Annotated in this window: 19 protein-coding genes; 9 read left to right on the top strand and 10 right to left on the bottom strand. The window is 67.3% G+C overall.

The genetic code is table 11. The annotated features are described in order from the left end of the window. Positions 1 to 40 precede the first annotated feature (40 nt). Genes tatA through G6N43_RS17720 form a run of 3 tightly spaced genes read right to left on the bottom strand, consistent with a single transcriptional unit; the run spans position 41 to position 2,321 of the window. On the bottom strand, positions 41 to 325 hold the full coding sequence (gene tatA / locus G6N43_RS17710) for a Sec-independent protein translocase subunit TatA (protein ID WP_083151517.1): 285 nt from the start codon (positions 323 to 325) through the stop codon (positions 41 to 43). A gap of 29 nt (positions 326 to 354) precedes the next feature. Continuing rightward, positions 355 to 1,320: a helix-turn-helix transcriptional regulator gene (locus G6N43_RS17715; RefSeq protein ID WP_083151217.1), complete on the bottom strand. Its 966-nt coding sequence runs from the start codon at positions 1,318 to 1,320 to the stop codon at positions 355 to 357. Further along, positions 1,317 to 2,321 (bottom strand): helix-turn-helix transcriptional regulator, encoded by a 1,005-nt coding sequence (locus G6N43_RS17720; RefSeq protein ID WP_179967883.1) that lies wholly within the window; start codon positions 2,319 to 2,321, stop codon positions 1,317 to 1,319. Before G6N43_RS17720 ends, G6N43_RS17715 begins: the two co-directional genes overlap by 4 nt. Positions 2,322 to 2,343: 22 nt before the next feature. On the opposite strand from G6N43_RS17720, the gene G6N43_RS17725 reads away from it, so the two are divergent. Then, on the top strand, positions 2,344 to 2,931 hold the full coding sequence (locus G6N43_RS17725) for a class I SAM-dependent DNA methyltransferase (RefSeq protein ID WP_083151214.1): 588 nt from the start codon (positions 2,344 to 2,346) through the stop codon (positions 2,929 to 2,931). Between the two features lie 4 nt (positions 2,932 to 2,935). Here the strand turns inward: G6N43_RS17725 and pafA are convergent, their stop codons facing one another. After that, the gene (gene pafA, locus G6N43_RS17730) at positions 2,936 to 4,294 is read right to left on the bottom strand and encodes a Pup--protein ligase (RefSeq protein WP_110810368.1); all 1,359 of its coding nucleotides are present in this window, start codon (positions 4,292 to 4,294) and stop codon (positions 2,936 to 2,938) included. A 140-nt stretch (positions 4,295 to 4,434) separates the two neighbouring features. Between pafA and G6N43_RS17735 the strand changes: the two genes are divergently transcribed. After that, on the top strand, positions 4,435 to 6,045 hold the full coding sequence (locus tag G6N43_RS17735) for an alpha/beta hydrolase (protein ID WP_083151208.1): 1,611 nt from the start codon (positions 4,435 to 4,437) through the stop codon (positions 6,043 to 6,045). 53 nt (positions 6,046 to 6,098) lie between these two features. Next, positions 6,099 to 6,983, top strand: a complete 885-nt coding sequence (locus tag G6N43_RS17740; RefSeq protein WP_083151205.1) for an alpha/beta fold hydrolase — start codon at positions 6,099 to 6,101, stop codon at positions 6,981 to 6,983. A gap of 5 nt (positions 6,984 to 6,988) precedes the next feature. On the opposite strand, the gene prcA is transcribed toward G6N43_RS17740, so the two are convergent. From prcA to dop, 4 genes are all read right to left on the bottom strand, one after another. After that, entirely contained in the window at positions 6,989 to 7,714 is a 726-nt protein-coding gene (gene prcA / locus G6N43_RS17745) for a proteasome subunit alpha (RefSeq protein WP_083151202.1), read from the bottom strand. Then, on the bottom strand, positions 7,711 to 8,616 hold the full coding sequence (prcB, locus tag G6N43_RS17750) for a proteasome subunit beta (RefSeq protein ID WP_083151199.1): 906 nt from the start codon (positions 8,614 to 8,616) through the stop codon (positions 7,711 to 7,713). Before prcB ends, prcA begins: the two co-directional genes overlap by 4 nt. After that, entirely contained in the window at positions 8,613 to 8,807 is a 195-nt protein-coding gene (locus tag G6N43_RS17755; RefSeq protein ID WP_083151197.1) for a ubiquitin-like protein Pup, read from the bottom strand. The genes prcB and G6N43_RS17755 overlap by 4 nt, the downstream gene beginning before the upstream one ends. Before the next feature lie 104 nt (positions 8,808 to 8,911). Further along, positions 8,912 to 10,408: a pup deamidase/depupylase gene (dop, locus tag G6N43_RS17760; protein WP_083151196.1), complete on the bottom strand. Its 1,497-nt coding sequence runs from the start codon at positions 10,406 to 10,408 to the stop codon at positions 8,912 to 8,914. A 50-nt stretch (positions 10,409 to 10,458) separates the two neighbouring features. On the opposite strand from dop, the gene G6N43_RS17765 reads away from it, so the two are divergent. Genes G6N43_RS17765 through G6N43_RS17775 form a run of 3 tightly spaced genes read left to right on the top strand, consistent with a single transcriptional unit; the run spans position 10,459 to position 14,050 of the window. Continuing rightward, positions 10,459 to 11,715 carry a threonine/serine exporter family protein gene (locus G6N43_RS17765; RefSeq protein WP_083151193.1) on the top strand — a complete coding sequence of 419 codons (1,257 nt, stop codon included), beginning with the start codon at positions 10,459 to 10,461 and terminating at the stop codon, positions 11,713 to 11,715. After that, positions 11,708 to 12,850: a hypothetical protein gene (locus tag G6N43_RS17770; RefSeq protein WP_083151191.1), complete on the top strand. Its 1,143-nt coding sequence runs from the start codon at positions 11,708 to 11,710 to the stop codon at positions 12,848 to 12,850. Before G6N43_RS17765 ends, G6N43_RS17770 begins: the two co-directional genes overlap by 8 nt. 45 nt (positions 12,851 to 12,895) lie before the next feature. Beyond that, a complete protein-coding gene (locus tag G6N43_RS17775; RefSeq protein ID WP_083151512.1) occupies positions 12,896 to 14,050 on the top strand; it encodes a hypothetical protein in 1,155 nt (384 codons plus the stop codon). A gap of 14 nt (positions 14,051 to 14,064) precedes the next feature. Here the strand turns inward: G6N43_RS17775 and G6N43_RS17780 are convergent, their stop codons facing one another. Further along, positions 14,065 to 14,706 carry a hypothetical protein gene (locus tag G6N43_RS17780; RefSeq protein ID WP_083151188.1) on the bottom strand — a complete coding sequence of 214 codons (642 nt, stop codon included), beginning with the start codon at positions 14,704 to 14,706 and terminating at the stop codon, positions 14,065 to 14,067. Positions 14,707 to 14,967: 261 nt separating this feature from the next. Between G6N43_RS17780 and G6N43_RS17785 the strand changes: the two genes are divergently transcribed. After that, positions 14,968 to 15,252, top strand: coding sequence for a DUF732 domain-containing protein (locus G6N43_RS17785; RefSeq protein ID WP_083151185.1), 285 nt, complete (start codon positions 14,968 to 14,970; stop codon positions 15,250 to 15,252). 26 nt (positions 15,253 to 15,278) lie between these two features. Here the strand turns inward: G6N43_RS17785 and arc are convergent, their stop codons facing one another. Beyond that, the gene (gene arc / locus G6N43_RS17790; RefSeq protein WP_083151182.1) at positions 15,279 to 17,108 is read right to left on the bottom strand and encodes a proteasome ATPase; all 1,830 of its coding nucleotides are present in this window, start codon (positions 17,106 to 17,108) and stop codon (positions 15,279 to 15,281) included. Positions 17,109 to 17,254: 146 nt separating this feature from the next. Here arc and G6N43_RS17795 point away from each other — a divergent pair, with 146 nt between their 5' ends. Together G6N43_RS17795 and G6N43_RS17800 are read left to right on the top strand one after the other, a co-directional pair. Beyond that, positions 17,255 to 17,746, top strand: a complete 492-nt coding sequence (locus G6N43_RS17795; RefSeq protein ID WP_083151179.1) for an MTB12 family secreted protein — start codon at positions 17,255 to 17,257, stop codon at positions 17,744 to 17,746. Between the two features lie 136 nt (positions 17,747 to 17,882). Beyond that, positions 17,883 to 18,350 (top strand): lipoprotein LppK, encoded by a 468-nt coding sequence (locus tag G6N43_RS17800; protein WP_234810082.1) that lies wholly within the window; start codon positions 17,883 to 17,885, stop codon positions 18,348 to 18,350. The last annotated feature ends 2 nt before the right edge of the window (positions 18,351 to 18,352 follow it).

Below are 18,352 nucleotides of genomic sequence, written 5' to 3' on the forward strand. Positions count from 1 at the left end.
ATGGCGCGGCGCTAGGCCGCGGTCGGTGGGTCTGCGTCGGTCAGGCCGGTCGCTGGTCCGGCGGCGGTGCAGCCTCCGGAGCCGGTGCGGCCGCAGTGTCGGCGCGTTCCGAGGCGATCGGCGTCGCCGCCGGAGCCGCCCGGCCGGCGACATCGGATCCGGGCGTGTCCTGCTTGGAGTCGGACTGCATCTCCTTGATCTCGGACTTGAAGATCCGCATCGACTTGCCAAGCGAACGCGCCGCGTCCGGGAGCTTCTTGGCGCCGAAGAGCAGCACGAACACCGCGATGACGATTACCCAATGCCAGGGTTGTAGACCGCCCAATTTGGTCACCTCCAGACGACGGGGCCAGTCTACCCGGCCACTCCGTACGCGCTCAGTGCCGCCGCAGCCGAGTCCCGGACCCGCTGGGCCAGCGACTCGGGGGTGAGCACCCGCACCGCCGACCCGAAACCGAGCACGAACCGGGTCATCCAGTCCTCGGAGGCGTACGTCATCGCCGCTTCGCAGGCGCCGTCGGGTAGCTCACGGATCTCCCGCAGCGGGTAGTAGTCGAACATCCAGGACGCCGACCGCTCGATGAGCAGCGTGGCCGACGGCAGCGACGGGTCGGCGTCGAACAGCGACGTGTCCGGTCCGGCCGCGACCGCCGGTGGTGGCGGCGCCGACGGTTCGTCGAGGACGTGGGCGTCGACGATGCGGTCAAAGCGGAACAGCCGGACTCCCTCGGCCGACCGGCACCACGCCTCCAGGTAGCTGTGGTCGGCGACCAGGAGCACCCTGATCGGGTCGACGATGCGGCTGGACAGCACATCGTGCGAGGCCGAGTAGTACTCGATCGACAGCGCGCGGCCGTCCCGCGCCGCGGCCCGGACCGCAGCGGCGGCCTCGCTCTCGATCGGCGCGGGCTCGTCGACCGCCGCCGGTGTGCCCTCGCCCTGTCCGACCACCCCGGCTGCCGATTCGATCTTGGCGATCGCGCTGCGGGCGGCCTGCGGGTCGACCATCCCGGGCACGTCGGCCAGCGCACGCAAGGCCACCAGCACGCCGGTCGCCTCCGGCGACGTCAGCCGCAGCGGGTGGTCGATGCCTGCGCTGAAGGTGACTTCGATTGTGTCGCCGGAGAATTCGAAGTCGATCAGGTCACCGGGCCCGTAGCCGGGCAGGCCGCACATCCACAGCTGATTGAGATCGTCACGCAACTGTTTGACGGTGACGCCGAGGTCCGACGCGGCTTCGGCGTAGGTGATCTTCGGGTTGGCCTGAAAGTACGGAACCATGTTGAGCAGCCGCACGAGCCGCGTCGATATCGCGGTCATGCGCGCACCTCGTCCGTCTGGCCGGCCTGCGCCCGCAGGCGCTCGACCACGTCGGCGCGCAGCGTGTCGGGCTCAAGCGCGACCGCGTCGGCACCGTAGCTCGCGATCTCTCGCGCCAGCCGGTCGAGCATCCCGATCTCGAGCTGGATCTCCTCGCCAGCACGGCCGCCCAAGGTGCGCGGGCCGATGACCTCGGCACGGCGGCGCAGGGCGGTGGCACGGCCGTCGGCGACCCACACTCTCGCCTGCCCGCCGGTCGGGGATTCTTCGACGGCGCGCTCGACGATCTCGCGCAGGTTGACCCCCTCGGGTCGCTGCACTGCCCCTGGCGGTCCGATCGTCTTGACGTCGGCCCCGATCCGGGACAGCCGGAAGGTGCGCACGGCGTCGCGGTCGCGGTCGTGGCCGACCAGATACCAGCGGCCCTTCGTGGTGACCACGCCCCACGGTTCGACGGTGCGGATGACGTAGGGATCGCTGCGCGACGACCGGTGCGGGAACTGGACCGCATGCCGGGAATCGATGGCGGACAGCAGGATTCCCAGCACCTCCTCCGATCCGCGCATGCTCGGCAACGCGCCTGCCGAGGTGATCGCGAATGCGGCGTCGTCGGCTTCGATGTCGATGCCCGCGGCCTTCAGCTTGAGCAGTGCACCCTGGGTGGCGGTGATGAGCTCCGGGGACTCCCACAGCTGTGTCGCGACGGCGACCGCCGCGGCCTCATCGGCGGTCAGTTCGACGGGCGGCAGCGCGTAGGCGTCGCGGTTGATCCGGTATCCCTCGGTCGGGTCGAACTGCGATACGCGGCCGGTCTCCAACGGGATGCCCAGATCGCGCAGCTCGTTCTTGTCGCGTTCGAACATGCGGGAAAACGCCTCGTCGCTGGCGTTGTCGGAGTAGCCGGACACGGTCTCGCGGATACGTTCGGCGGTGATGAAGGTGCGAGTCGAAAGCAAGGCGATGACGAGATTCATCAAGCGTTCGACTTTGGAAATCGCCACTCGTAACAGCTTAGGGTGAGGTGTGAGCAGTCGCTGGCACGACACCGCGCTGCCCCGCGGGGACGAGTACGACGAGCGCTGGCGGCGGCTGGCCGACGCAGGTCAGAGCATCCACGGCGAGGCCGATCTGATCGAATCCCTGCTTCGCGAAACCGGCGGGGGTCGTGTTCTGGACGCGGGATGCGGAACCGGCAGGGTTGCGATCGAACTCGCGGCGCGTGGCTTCTCCGTGGTGGGTATGGACCTCGACGCGAACATGCTCGAGACGGCCCGCGTCAAAGCATCCGAACTGCGGTGGATCCACGCCGATCTCGCGGCGGCAACCGAGCATCTGACCGGGGCGTTCGACGTCGTCGCACTGGCCGGCAACGTGATGATCTTCGTCGCCGAGGGCACCGAGGGCCGTGTGCTCGAGCAGATGGGTGCCTTTCTGGGACCCGATTCGCTGCTGGTGGCCGGATTCGCGCTGCGACCCGGCGGGCTGACGTTGGCGGAGTACGACCGGCTGGCGGAGGCGGCGGGCCTGCAACTGGTGCATCGCTGGGCCACCTGGGACCGGCAGCCCTTTGCGGGCGGGGACTACGCGGTGAGCGTGCACCGCCTCACATAGAGGCTCACATAGAGGCGATGAGCCGCTTCACCCGTTCGTCGACCGACCGGAACGGGTCCTTGCACAGCACGGTGCGCTGCGCTTGATCGTTCAGCTTGAGGTGGACCCAGTCGACGGTGAAGTCGCGGCCGGCTTCTTGTGCGGCGTAGATGAATTCACCGCGCAGCTTGGCTCTGGTGGTCTGCGGTGGGGTGTTGACCGCGGCCTCGATGTCCTCGTCGGTGGTCACGCGCGCGGCCAGACCCTTGCGCTGCAGCAGGTCGAACACCCCCCGGCCCCGCTTGATGTCGTGGTAGGCCAGATCGAGCTGGCTGATCTTCGGGTCGGACAGCTCCATGTTGTAGCGATCCTGGTAGCGCTGGAACAGCTTGCGCTTGATGACCCAGTCGATCTCGGTATCGACCTTGGCGAAATCCTGGCTCTCGACCGCATCGAGCTGTCGTCCCCAGAGGTCGACGACCTGCTGGATCTGCGTGTTCGGCTCCCGGCTCTGCAGGTACTCCACCGCGCGGGCGAAATACTCGCGCTGAATGTCGAGCGCGCTGGCCTGTCTGCCGCCGGCCAGCCGCACTGGGCGCCGTCCGGTCAGATCGTGGCTGACCTCGCGGATCGCGCGGATCGGATTGTCCAGTGAGAAGTCGCGGAACGCGACGCCCGCCTCGATCATCTCCAGCACCAGCGACACGGTGCCCACCTTGAGCATCGTCGTCGCCTCGCACATGTTGGAGTCGCCGACGATGACGTGCAGGCGGCGGTACTTCTCGGCGTCGGCGTGCGGCTCGTCGCGGGTGTTGATGATCGGCCGGGACCGCGTCGTCGCCGAGGAGACACCCTCCCAGATGTGCTCGGCACGCTGGGACAGGCAGAACGTCGCGGCCTTCGGCGTCTGCAGCACCTTGCCCGCGCCGCAGATCAGCTGCCGGGTCACCAGGAACGGCAGCAGCACATCGGAGATCCGCGAGAACTCGCCCGCGCGCACGATCAGGTAGTTCTCGTGGCAGCCGTAGGAGTTCCCCGCGGAGTCGGTGTTGTTCTTGAACAGGTAGATGTCGCCGCCGATGCCCTCGTCGGCCAGTCGCTGCTCGGCGTCGATCAACAGGTCCTCCAGCACCCGTTCACCGGCCCGGTCATGGGTGACGAGCTGGACGAGGCTGTCGCATTCGGCGGTGGCGTACTCGGGGTGGCTACCCACGTCGAGATACAGGCGCGCGCCATTGCGCAGGAACACGTTGGAACTGCGGCCCCACGACACCACCCGCCGGAACAGGTACCGGGCGACCTCGTCCGGGCTGAGCCGACGGTGACCGTGGAACGTGCAGGTGACACCGAACTCGGTCTCGATGCCCATGATTCGACGCTGCACGTGATCGAGACTACTTGTTGCGAACCGAACGTGGCGGGCTGCCGCGCCGATCCGTGTAGTTGTCACTCCCGGCGGTCGACGTCCGTGTGCCCCTGTGGATAACTCGAGCGCGTCTGCGGCGTGATCTGTCAGCATGAGGCATGGGGGGCGGGACGCGTCCGACAGTGTCCGAAGCGCAAGCGTGGCAACCTGATTCGCTGCGCGAGGCTGCGCAGAGCTGGCAGGCCGCCGCCATGGACATGCATGCCCACATCGCGATGACGGTGCAGGGCGTGACCGACGCGCACAAGGTTTGGCTTGGCTCAGCGGCTGAGGCGGCACGCTCCGAAGTGCTGAGCGTCGGAGGTACATCGGATGCGTTGGCGCGCGCCATGGTGCTCGCCGCGGTCGCCGCCCACGACGGCGCCGAGCAGATCGCCATCGCCCGCAGTGCGGTGCTGGAGTTGGTGTCGGCTGCGCAGTCGCAGGGGTTCGCGGTAGCCGATGACGGCAGCGTCTCGGTGCACGATCTTCCATCGGATTTGCTGGTCGCTCTTTCCGGTGGCGACGTGGGGCTGGCCGGCGGGCTGCAAACGTTGCGCGCCCAGGAGCTGACGGTGCAGATCGGCGACGCGCTCGACCGGCTGGGCGCCGCGGATTCCGACGCCGCGGCCGACATCGAGGAGGCCTTCGCTACGCCTGACATGCGGCCGGCCGCGACGGTGCCCGCCGGGGCACCGTCGACCCCGCTCGGCGAGCTGGTGGCAGGGTGGCCGGTGATGGGCCAGGACCGGATCGCCGACCAGGTCGCGGGGCTGAGCCCCGAACAACGTCGGCGACTGGTCGCCGAGTTTCCCCATCAGGTGGGCAACACCGACGGGCTGCCATGGGACATGCGGATCGCCGCGAACCGGACCAACATCGCGCAGGCCGCTGTCGACGAGCCCGACCCGGTCCGGGCGGCCTTCTACCGCACCCTGCTCGGCGAGGTCGACGACCCGGCAGGTAGCGGCCGCCGTATCGACCGCCAGATCGTGGCGTTCGACCCGGCCCGCGCCTCCCTCGTCGAGCTCAACGGGGACCTGCGGACGGCAACGAGCGTCGCCGTGCTGGTCCCCGGGATGAACACGACCATCGAGGGGTCGGCCGCCAACACCGCGACCGCCCGCCGGTTCGTCGCGGCCACCCGAGGCGACGTCGCGGTCCTGACGTATCTGGGCGGACCGTTTCCCCGCGGGAACCTCGTCAACGGCGTGGTCGACGCGGCCAGTCCGCGATATGCGCTGGATATGGCCCCGCGGCTGGTGGCATTCAGCGAGGACGTCGACCGCACCGTAAACGCGCAAGCCACGGGCCGACCACCCATCCCGGTGACCTACATCGGCCACTCCTACGGGGGCTCGATCCTCGGCACCGCCGAAGCGATGGGGCTGACCGCCGACCAGACGATGTACATCGCCGCCGCAGGTGCGGGTGTCGGCGTCGACGATCCCGGCGACTGGCACAACCGCAATCCCGACGTGGTCCGCTACTCGATGACGGCACCCGGCGACCTCATCCAGGCGGTGCAGGGCATCCCCGGCGGCCCGCACGGTGCGGATCCAGATGAGATGCCCGGCGTAATCGCCTTGGCGACAGGTCATTACGACGACGGCCGGGTGATGGCGGGCCGGCAGGCACACAGCGACATCCTGAACTCGCCGTCGGACTCCTGGCGCAACATCCTCGCCGTGATCACCGGCGACCGCGCGCGAATCCGTCCCGCCGGGTGAAAGGCGCGCAGCAAAACCAGCCATTGCGTGCGATCGGCGGCCAGAATGGGCCGATGTGGTCGCGAAGTGCGCCGGTGGACGGGTTCCGGTTGGCCTATGACCGATTCGGCACCAAGGGCGCACCACCGGTGGTACTGCTGCACGGCTGGCCGGGCAACCGCCACGACTACCGCCACGTCGTCCCGCTGCTCAGCGACGCCGCCGACGTCATCGTGCCCGACCTGCGCGGCTTCGGCGGATCGGACAAACACGCCGTCGCCGTGCGGCACTTCTACAGCGCGACGGCCCAGGCCGCCAGCATCATCGGCCTGATCAAGGAGCTCGGGCTGTCCCGCGTGGTGCTCGGGGGCTACGACGTCGGCAGCCGCGTCGCGCAGAGCATCGCCAGGATGGAACCCGACCTCGTGTCGGCGTTGGTGCTGTCTCCCCCACTGCCCGGGGCGGGCGATCGCGTCCTCACGGCGCGGGCGCAGAGCGAGTTCTGGTATCAGGCCTTCCACCAGCTGCCGGTGGCCGCGCAGCTGCTCGACGGCAATCCCGACGCCGTCCGCGAGTATCTGCGGCACTTCTGGATGCACTGGTCCGCACCCGATTTCACGATCTCCGAGGATGATCTGGACCGGCTGGTCGGCGACTACGCGGCCCCTGGAGCCTTCACGGCGTCGATCGCCTGGTATCGCGCCGGCGCGGGGACCATCGCCCAGTCACTCACCGAACTGCCTCCGGACCGCGCCATCAAGATCCACGTGCCCACCGATGTGCTGTGGCCGCACCACGATCCGGTGTTCCCGCCCGAGTGGTCCGACCGGCTGGACTCGTACTTCACCGACGTGGCATTGCATTTCGCCTTCGACGCCGGACATTTCACGCCGGTCGAATGCCCCGAACAGTTCGCCGAGCTCATCCTCATCCGCGCGCGTCCAAGCGACGCCGCGTGAGCGACCTACTCCGGCTTGCTCTCGTCCGTCCCGTCGACGGGCAGCAGCGCCTCCAGCGCTGACCCGGTGATGCGCCGGAACGCCCGGCGTGGCCGGTTCGCGTCCAGGATCGCCACCTCCAGTGTCGACGGACCGATGGGACGGGACTCGCCGTTGGCGCCCGCCTTCAACGCCTCGATCGCCACCCTCGCGGCATCCGCAAGCCCGGCGTTCTCGGTGTAGTTCTCGTTGAGCTTCTCGGTGATCGGTTCGGTGGCGCCACCCATCACGACGAAGTGGGGCTCGTCGTTGATCGACCCGTCGTAGGTGATCCGGTACAGCTCAGGGGCTTTCGTCTCCCCGTGATGCGCGACCTCGGCCACGCACAGCTCGACCTCGTAGGGCTTGGCCTGCTCGGTGAAGATGGTGCCGAGCGCCTCGGCGTAGACGTTGGCCAGCTGACGTCCGGTGACGTCGCGCCTGGCGTACGCGTAGCCGCGGGTGTCGGCGAACTGGATGCCACCGCGGCGCAGCCTGTCGAACTCGTTGAACCGCCCGACGGCGGCGAAGCCCACCCGGTCGTAGAGCTCACTGACCTTCTGCAGTGACCGCGACGGGTTCTCGGCGACGAACAGCACACCGTCGGCGTACGCGAGCGCGATGACGCTTCGTCCGCGGGCGATGCCCTTGCGCGCGAGCTCGGAACGCTCGCGCATCGCCTGTTCAGGCGAGATGAAGTACGGAAAGCTCACTGGTCACCCCGTGCGTCGGTGGACCGGTGGGAGGCATCCGGGCCGAATGTGTCTGCCCGCGAACGGCTTTCGATGATCTGCCGGGCGAAGTCGGCGATGCGCTGCTCGGGCACTTCCTCCGCCCCCTCGGCGCCGATGATCACCGCGGTCGGATAGATACCCCGAACCAGGTCCGGCCCGCCCGTCGCGGAGTCGTCGTCGGCGGCGTCGTAGAGCGCCTCGACCGCCACCCGCAGCGCGGAGTCGGCGTCCCTGACCTGTGAGTACAGCTTCTTCATCGAGGACTTGGCGAAGATCGAACCCGACCCCACCGACTGGTAGCCCTCGTCCTCGTAGTTCCAGCCACCCGCCGCGTCGAAGGACACGATGCGCCCTGCCGCTTCGGGGTTGGGGTCGTCGAGGTCGTAGCCGGCGAGCAGAGGCAGGGCGACGAAGCCCTGCAGCGCCGCGCCGAGGTTGCCGCGGACCATCGTCGCCAAGCGGTTCACCTTGCCGCCGAACGTCAGGGCCACACCCTCGAGCTTCTCGTAGTGCTCCAGCTCGACGGCGTAGAGCCGGGCGAACTCCACGGCGATGGCCGCGGTGCCCGCGATCCCGGTCACCGTGTAGTCGTCGGTGATGTAGACCTTCTGGACATCGCGGCCCGCGATCATATTGCCCTGCGTGGACCGGCGGTCGCCCGCCATGACGACGCCACCGGGGTATTTGAGGGCCACGATCGTGGTCCCGTGCGGCAGTGCATCCGACGGGGTGTCGGACGGCACGGCGTACCGGTTCACGGGCAACAGCTCGGGTGCCTGCCGCCGCAGCAGCTCAGAAAAGGACGACAAGTCCACGGGAAGCGGCGGTGCTCCTGGTAGCGGGGATGAGATGGACGGCTGTTCGCGGTGGGGCCAGGTCACTGGCCGCCCTTCTGGACATACGCGCGCACGAAGTCCTCGGCGTTCTCTTCCAGCACGTCATCGATCTCATCGAGCAGGTCGTCGGTCTCCTCGGCGAGCTTCTCGCGACGCTCCTGGCCCGCGCCTGCGTTGCCGGTGAGGTCGTCGTCTTCCCCGCCGCCACCACCACGCTTGGTCTGCTCCTGCGCCATCGAGGCCTCCTGCGTATGTCTGTGCCGTTGACGGATGGGCTACCACCTGCCCCGCCGCTACTCCACCCTACCGGTCGAAGGACATCTTGCTGTGGATAGCGCACTTAGTTGGTGAGCTGTTCTACCAATTCGACGGCGCTGTCCACGGAGTCCAGCAGGGCACCGACGTGGGCTTTACTCCCGCGCAGCGGCTCCAGGGTTGGAATCCGGACGAGCGAATCGCCGCCGAGATCGAAAATCACCGAGTCCCAGCTGGCCGCGGCGATATCAGCCCCGAACCGCCGCAGGCACTCGCCCCGGAAGTAGGCCCTGGTGTCGGTCGGCGGGTTGTCGACGGCGTCGAGCACCTGCTGTTCGGTGACCAGCCGCTTCATCGACCCACGCGCCACCAGCCGGTTGTACAGACCCTTGTCGAGGCGGACGTCGGAGTACTGCAGGTCCACCAGATGCAGCCGCGGTGCCGACCAGTTGAGGTTCTCCCGCTGCCGGAAGCCCTCCAGCAGCCGCAGCTTGGCGGGCCAGTCGAGGATCTCCGCGCACTGCATGGGGTCGCGCTCGAGCAGATCGAGGATGTTGGCCCACGTCTCCACGATGTCGGCCGCTCGCGGATCGGGGTCCCGGCTGTCGACCAGCTTGGCCACCCGGTCCAGGTAAATCCGTTGCAGCGCAAGGCCCGTCAGCTCCCGACCGTCGGCGAGTGCGACCGTCGCACGCAGCGTCGGGTCGCGGCTGATGACGTGCACGGCGTGCACCGGCCGGGCCAGCGCCAGATCGGAGAGGTCCATGCCCTCTTCGATCAGGTCGAGCACCAGCGCCGTGGTACCGAGCTTGAGGTACGTCGAGGTTTCCGACAGGTTCGCGTCGCCGATGATGACGTGCAGCCGCCGGTACTTGTCGGCGTCGGCGTGGGGTTCGTCGCGGGTGTTGATGATGCCGCGCTTGAGGGTGGTCTCCAGGCCGACCTCGACCTCGATGTAGTCGGACCGCTGCGACAGCTGGAATCCGGGCTCGTCGCCCGACGGGCCGATGCCGACCCGCCCGGAACCCGTGACCACCTGCCGGGACACCAGGAACGGCGTCAACCCCGCGATGACCGCGGAGAATGGCGTCTGACGCGACATCAGGTAGTTCTCGTGGGACCCGTAGGAGGCGCCCTTGTTGTCGATGTTGTTCTTGTAAAGCTGCAGCTTGGCGGCGCCCGGAACGCTGGCCACGTGCCGCGCGGCAGCCTCCATCACCCGCTCGCCGGCCTTGTCCCAGATCACCGCGTCCAGCGGGTCCGTGCACTCGGGTGCGGAGTACTCGGGGTGGGCGTGGTCGACGTACAGTCGCGCGCCGTTGGTCAGGATCATGTTGGCCGCACCGACCTCGTCGGCGTCCACCACCGGCGGCGGTCCCGCCGAGCGGCTCAGGTCGAATCCGCGGGCGTCACGAAGGGGTGATTCCACCTCGTAGTCCCAGCGCGTGCGCTTGGCGCGCTGGATCCCCGCGGCGGCCGCATACGCCAACACCGCCTGCGTCGAGGTCAATATCGGATTGGCGGTGGGGTCGGACGGCGACGAGATGCCGTACTCGACCTCGGTTCCGATAATCCGCTGCATGTGGCCAGCCTAGGCTGTCCGGTTTCGGGGACCCGCAGTAGCCTGCGACCGTGCCGCCTGAGAAGGACGACCTCGCCGCTGACCGCAGGGCGGCCGCGAGCAGGTTCGTGGCCGAACTCGGCGCCACGATGTCGGCGGCCAACTACCCGGTCACCATGGTGCGCGCCGTGATGGAGGGGACCTCGAAGGCCTACGGCCTCGACAACCACTTTCTCGCGCTGCCGAATTACGTCCAGGTCGGCAGCCCTCTCGGTGACAGCCTCTACATCGCCAACACCGACTACGTGCTGCGCTACGACCAGTCGTTCCCGCTTGCACAGCTCGTCGCGCGGGCACCGTCCGGAACGGTCAACCCCGAGGAGGGCATGGCGGAGCTGGAGCGAATCCGCAACCTGGACAAGCGATTTCCGGTCTGGCTCACCATCATCGGGTACGCGGTGCAGAGCATGGGGCTGGCGCTGATCCTGCAGCCGACGCCGTGGAGCCTGGTCGGGGCGGCGGTACTCGGGCTGTTGGTCGGCGCCCTGTCAGTGGTGGGCAGGCGTGTCGACTCCATCGGGTACATGCTGCCGACGATCTGTGCGTTCCTGGTGGCGCTCATCGTCTTCACCTTCAACCGGCACTGGCATGTCGGTATCGACAGCCTGCGTGCCCTGGCCGCCCCGCTGGCCGTCTTTCTGCCCGGGGCGGCGATCACCCTGGCGGTCATCGAATTGTCCACTCGCCATGTGGTGTCGGGGGCGAGCCGGCTCGTCGCGGGCTTCATGCAGATCGTGCAGTTGGCGTTCGGCATCCTGATCGCCGCACAGGTCGCCGGGATCGCCGACTCGAATCTGGTCACGACCGAGATGAACCGGCTCGGCCCCTGGGCGCCGTTTCTCGGCGTGGCCGTCTACGGCCTCGGTGCCATGCTGAACTTCGGCCCGCCGACTAGGTTTCTGCCGTGGATGCTGCTCATGCTCTACACCGCCTACGCGGGCCAGTGGCTGGGCAATGCCCTGCTCGGCAGCTATGCCAGCGGGTTCGGCGGCGGGTTGACCCTGATCCTGTTCGCATTGGCGATATCGCACCGCCCGAACACCCCACCCACGGTGTCTCTGGTGCTGCCGGGCTTCTGGTTACTCGTGCCCGGGTCGCTCGGCTTCATGGGCATGACACAGCTGCTCGGTACCCACAGCACCGCCATGTTCACCGCTACGTTGATCTCGATGATGTCCATTGCCGTCGGCGTCCAGAGCGGATTGGTGTTGTGGCGCGCGGCTATTCAGCTCACCGGCAACCCACGGCGGCGGGCGCTGCATGATTGACGTCGAACAGCGACGGGCCGCCGACGCCTGGTTCCTCGACCACGGTCTGCCCGCCGTGCTGCGCCCCGGCCGGCTGGTCCGTCGACTCTGGCCCCGATCGGCGCCCGCGCTGGCGGCCTTCGCGGTGTTCATGGTCAACTCCGCCGTCGTCGTCCAGGTGACCGGCAAGCACACGATCAACATCGAGGGCGAGCCGACCCGCACGGAGTGGTTCGTGTTGGGGCTGCTTGTCCTCGTCCTGCCGCTCGCGTCGTTGGTCGGCTGGCTGGTGTCGAGAATCTCCACCGTGCACGGCCGCACTGTCGCCGCCGCCGTCTCGGTGGTCGTCGGGGTCGCAGGCGGCGTCATCGGCGGACCCAGCGACCGGCTGCTCGCCGATCTCATCTTCGAAGCGGTGGTGATCGCGGCGATTCTGGCGCTGACGGCATCCGGGTTGGGTTCCGTCATGTCGTGGACCGCACGGATGACCATCTCGCATCTCGCGGCCGTGGGATCGCTGATGATCCGCGCACTTCCGGTGATGCTGCTGACCATTCTCGTGTTCTTCAATTCGCCGGTATGGCTGATGGCGGCCAACGTGTCACGCCCCCGGATGTGGCTCGCGATCGTGTTCCTCAGCCTGGTCGCGGCCGCGTTCGTGGTCGCCGTCACCGTCGACCGGTTCGAGCCGGTCATCGAGGCACCCGATGCTTCCGTTCGGGATACCCGACTGGCCGGTACGCCGTTTTCGGCGATGCCCGATCCGTCGCAGACGCAGGCCCTCAACCGCGCCGAGCGGCTCAATGTCATGTTCGTGCTGGCCGTTTCGCAGCTCGCACAGATCTTCGTGGTCGCCGTCGTCATCGCGCTGATCTTCCTGGTGCTCGGTCTGATACTGATCTCACCGGATCTGTTGGGAGCCCTGACACAAGGCAAGGGGCCGAGCGACGGCACCGTCCTCGGTATGACGATCCCGGTGCCGCAGCCGTTGATTCACGTGACGATGTTTCTCGGCGCGCTGACGTTCATGTACGTCAGCGCCAGGTCCGCGGGCGACGGCGAGTACCGCAAGCAGTTCCTCGATCCGCTCAGCGAGGACCTGCGGCTGACGCTGGTCGCCCGAAGTCGGTACCGGGCAGCCGTTCCGGCGCGCTGACGCGTTCTCCGACGGTATTTCGCGCACAATAACCGCGTGCCCGACATGCGGAGCGTCCACGAGTGGTTTCTCCATCGCGGGCTGCCGCTGGTCCTGACGCGGCGGGTGCGCTCCCACGCACTGATCGAGCGGTCGGCGCCGATGGTCAGCGGGATCGGGGCGGTGATCGCGCTGACCATGACGCTGGCGGAGCTGTCGGAGGACGAACCCGACTACGGCTACGCGATCCGGCTCGGCGCACTCACCCTGCTGCTCGTCGCGGCACCGTTCGCTCTCCACCTGCTGCACCGATCCGGCACGACACGCGGTGAGGCGGGGCGAATGTCGGCTGCGCTGCTCGTGATGGCGCTGTTCGTGTTCGGGCTGCCGTTCGCCGACAGCGGCTTCTCCGGGATCGCCGCGGCGGAGATGGTCTTCTTCGTGGTGGTCGCAGTCCTGGCGGTCTGGCTGACGTACCTCGGCATCGGCTCAATTGTCCTGTGGGCGTTCAGGTTCGCCTGGCTTCAGTTCGGTGCGCTCGGCACCCTGATGAGTCGGGCGCTGCCCCTGCTGATGCTGACCGTCGTGGTGTACTTCACCGGCGAACTGTGGCAGCTGGCATCTCGGATGACACGTGAACGGCTCTGGCAGACCATCGGATTCCTGGCCTTCGTCGCGATCATCTTCATGGTGACCACCATCCGTGATGAGGTGATGGCACTGCGCAACGATCGGGCCGAGCAGACGGACCCGGCGAAACTCCTCGAGGGCACGCCACTGGCCATCGCCGACGGTCACTCCCCCGCGCGCACTCCGCTGTCGCTGGCCGAGCAGGTCAACGTCGTCGCGGTGATGGTGGTGGCGCAGGCAATTCAGGTGGTTCTCTTCACGACGGGCCTGTTCGCGTTCTTCGTGGCTCTCGGAATCGTCGCGGTGCCCGACGAGGTGGCGGTGCTGTGGGCGTCGGAGGCGGTCTGTCCGGTCGGTGAACCACCTTGCGCGGGAACCTGGTTCGGCATCCATGTGCCGGTGGCGCAGACCGTTGTCCACGTCTCGCTGTTCGTGGCGGTGCTGTCGGGTCTGTACTTCACCGTCAGCACCAGTGTCGACCCGATCTACCGAGAGCGGTTCTTCGACCCGCTGGTCTCCGATGTGGCGGTGAGCCTGGCTGGGCGCGACGCCTATCTCGAGATGGACGGGAAGAGGAAACCCTCCGAATAGCCTCCGCGCCTTCGTTACTGGGACGACTGCAGTGAGTAGCTGTTCTTCAGATCGTCCTGGGTCACGCTGGCATCCCGGCCGGTGGTGTCGACACGCAGCGTCTCGGTCGGCGTGCGCGCTTCGTACCGCCAGCCCGGCGGCAGCGAGAGGCGGCCCGCGAGGCCTGGAAGGTCGGCCAGCGACAACGTCGGATCGACGATCTGGCTGTATGTCTGCATGACCCAACGCCTGCCATCCGGGTCGATGAGTTCATAGATTTCGCGGCCGGCGTCGAAGACGAAGAGCGCCTTACGGTCCACCCGGTTCGGCTGGTATGGCGCCGGATTCATCGAGGACAGTTTCACCGTCGCCTGCCGAATCATCTCCAGACCACCGAAAGTCTTGTGCTCCAAGTCCTCTCGGTCACGCTTACCGATAGCACTCATCAACCAGTACCGCGGCCCGTTGAGCAGAGCGGCCACCGCGTTGTTCTCCGTGGCGATGGCCTGCGCATCGAGCTTGTCCCACAGTTCGGCCGGACAGTTGTTGAGTGGAAACGTGTTGTACACGGTCGCCTCGGGTCCCGATTCCCCGGGCCGGACCAGAAGTACTTCGCCGTAGCGCTTTCCGAATACGTCACCGCTCAGGGTGACGTCGTTTCCAGGGTCTTGCGGCATACCGCGAAATTATGTCCTCACAGCCCGCGGGCGTGCGCAAATTGCGGGTTCTTTCGCAGCGCGTCGAACCGGTCGGCAAGTTTGCTGGGGTGTTTGCCCAGCTCAACCGCCACATGCCGAGAAATTGACGTCGGCGCTGATTCGGGGTGCGGATGAAAACTCGCTGCTCTAGACTGCGCCAAGCAACGTCCCGAGTGGTCTCGTGACCACGCCCAGGCCTCGGCAAACGGTGCGCAACCAAGGGTGAAGGGATTTACAACCATGAAGAAGCTCGTGGTGGCTTCGTTCGCGACGTTGGCACTGGGCCTCGCTGTCGCGGCACCGGCCTACGCAGATCAGGACAGTTTCATCGTCGACCTTGCCAACAACGGCTGGGACGGACCCGTCGATGCCGCGGTGGCACTGGGTAACCAGATCTGCAGCGACATCGCCAACGGTGTGCCCGAGTCCGAGACGTTGCAGACGATCTCAGACAACACGACTGACGGTGTGGAACCGAAGGACGCGAAGACGTTCTACGAAGCGGCGGCCAACAACCTCTGCTGAGCCGACTCGATCTGGGCCGGTTCCCCTTACAGGTACTGGCCCAGATTCGACTCGGTGTCGATCGCGCGTGAGGCGCTCGACGACTTGCCGGTGACCAGCGTGCGGATGTAGACGATCCGCTCGCCCTTCTTGCCCGAGATCCGTGCCCAGTCATCGGGATTCGTGGTGTTGGGCAGGTCCTCGTTCTCGGCGAACTCGTCGACGATCGAGTCGAGCAGATGCTGGATGCGAAGACCAGGCTGCCCCGTTTCCAACACCGACTTGATCGCGTTCTTCTTCGCGCGGTCGACGACGTTCTGGATCATGGCGCCGGAGTTGAAGTCCTTGAAGTACATGACTTCCTTGTCACCGTTGGCGTAGGTGACCTCCAGGAACCGGTTGTCATCGATCTCGGCGTACATCCGGTCGACGACCTTCTCGATCATCGCCTTCAGGCAGGCCGCCCGGTCGCCGCCGAACTCGGCAAGATCGTCGGCGTGCACCGGCAGATCCTCGACCAGATACTTGCTGAAGATGTCCATTGCCGCCTCGGCATCCGGACGCTCGATCTTGATCTTGACGTCCAGCCGGCCGGGCCGCAGGATCGCCGGGTCGATCATGTCCTCGCGGTTGGAGGCGCCGATCACGATGACGTTCTCCAGACCCTCGACACCGTCGATCTCGCTCAGCAGCTGCGGGACCACCGTCGTCTCCACATCGGAGCTGACGCCCGTACCGCGGGTGCGGAAGATCGAGTCCATCTCGTCGAAGAACACGATCACCGGGGTGCCCTCGGACGCCTTCTCACGCGCCCGCTGGAAGATCAGCCGGATGTGACGTTCGGTCTCGCCGACGAACTTGTTCAGCAGCTCCGGGCCCTTGATGTTGAGGAAGTAGCTCTTGGCCTCGCGGGCATCGTCGCCGCGGACCTCGGCCATCTTCTTCGCCAACGAGTTGGCGACAGCCTTGGCGATCAGCGTCTTGCCGCAGCCGGGCGGGCCGTACAGCAGCACGCCCTTGGGCGGACGCAGCGAGTACTCCCGGTAGAGCTCCTTGTGCAGGAACGGCAGCTCGACCGCGTCGCGGATCTGTTCGATCTGCCGGCCGAGGCCGCCGATGTCGTTGTAGCTGACATCGGGGACCTCCTCGAGGACCAGATCCTCGACCTCGGCCTTCGGGATGCGCTCAAACGCGTACCCGGCCTTGGTGTCGACTAGCAGCGAGTCACCAGGACGCAGCTTGCGCGGACGCTCGTCGCTGCCGTCGCCGGTCTCGTCGTCCGACAGGCCCTCCGCCGCCACCAGGGGCTCGGCCAACCAGACGATGCGCTCCTCGTCGGCGTGCCCCACCACCAGCGCGCGGTGCCCGTCGGCAAGGATCTCGCGCAGCGTGCTGATCTCACCGACGGCCTCGAAGTGACCCGCCTCGACCACGGTCAGCGCCTCGTTGAGCCGGACCGTCTGGCCCTGTTTGAGAGTCTTGGTGTCGATGTTCGGCGAGCACGTCAGCCGCATCTTGCGCCCGGAGGTGAACACGTCGACGGTCTCGTCGTCCTGAACTGACAGCAGCACGCCGTATCCACTTGGCGGCTGACCGAGTCGGTCGACCTCCTCACGCAGTGCGAGCAACTGCTGCCGCGCCTCCTTGAGGGTTTCCATCAGTTTGGCGTTTCGGGCCGCGAGCGAATCGATCCTGGCCTCGAGCTGGTGGACATCGCGCGCGCTGCGCAGACCGCTCTGCGGCCCTACGGCACTCTCCAGCTGCTCACGCAACATGGCCGCCTCACGGCGCAACTCTTCGAGTTCTGCGGCATCGTCGCTGGACATGCCGGACTCGCGGGGTGTACCAAACCCTTCAGAACGCTCGGACTCGCTCATTGTGCGCTCCTCCCCGCACCGAATGTTGGTGCAGTAACACCTTCAACGCTACCGGCGATTCAGCCATTGTGTGCGCTCTAGGAATTCGACACACCAGCAGCACTTGTTAGCCTCATTCCTTAGTTGGGCCTATCGAAAGGACAATCGTGACCCTGAAAGCCCTCGTTAGCGGCACGGCAGCCGCCGCGGTGATCGCCGGAGCCGCGGTGGGTGTGACGTCCATTGCATCCCCAGATGTGATGAACTCGCCGCGCGTTGCGCCGGTCTCCTGGGACATTCCGATGCCCGAGACGCCCGCACCCGATCTGGAGGGCCCACTGCTCGCGACGCTTCAGGCGCTCGGTGGCCCGGGTCTGTCCGCAGGAAAGGCGCCGTACATCCAGGGTGGCATCGGCCGCATCGAAGGCCGCGTCGCCGACACGAAGCTGCGCGAGGCACAGGCCGAGGGGAAGTTCCCGCTGTCGTTCACCCTCGCGAACATCGACCAGAACGGTCCCGTGGTGACCGCCGACGTCACCGCAACCGCCGCCAACGGTGGGGTCGCGAGCCAGAACATCGCGTTCGTGCCCGGCCCCAGCCCCACCGGCTGGCAGATGTCCAAGCAGTCGCTCATGGCGTTGATGTCTGCTGTCGGCTAAGCAGTCCGGGCACCGAAGTGCCGCAATCCTGAGCGCCGTCGCGATCGCGGCGACGTTCGGGCTTTGCGCATGTGGTGCCGACCGCAACGAGAAGCCCGCACCGTCTGACCTGGCGTCTGACCTCGCGTCTGAAACGGTGGCCGAAGCTCCGCCGCCCGTCGTGCCCGCGCCGGCGCCGGTCGCACCTGTGGCGCCCCTTCCCCCGCCGACGGCGCTGTCCGACGTCTTGAACCGGATCGCCGATTCCGCCGTCCCCGGGGCGGAGAAGACCGCGCTGATCGAAGACGCCGCACCGACCGACGCCGCCGCGATGGACAAGTTCGGTGTCGCGCTGCGCCAGGCGGGCTACGACCCGGTGAGCTTCGAGGCCAGGGATCTGCGGTGGGTCCAGGGGTCGACGGACAGGGTGTCGGCGCTGGTGACGCTCAAGACCGAGAACCCCCAGGCCGGCGACTTCACGTATCCGATGGAGTTCACCCTGGCCGACGGCTCCTGGCAGCTGGCGCGTCGCACTGCCGACGAGCTGCTGGGTGAGAACTCCCCTGCGCCGAGCCGCAGTTCGGCTTCGCCTGCACCGCCCGCACCCGCGGAACCCCCGCGCTGACC

The organism is Mycolicibacterium moriokaense, from assembly GCF_010726085.1.
Lineage (GTDB): Bacteria > Actinomycetota > Actinomycetes > Mycobacteriales > Mycobacteriaceae > Mycobacterium > Mycobacterium moriokaense.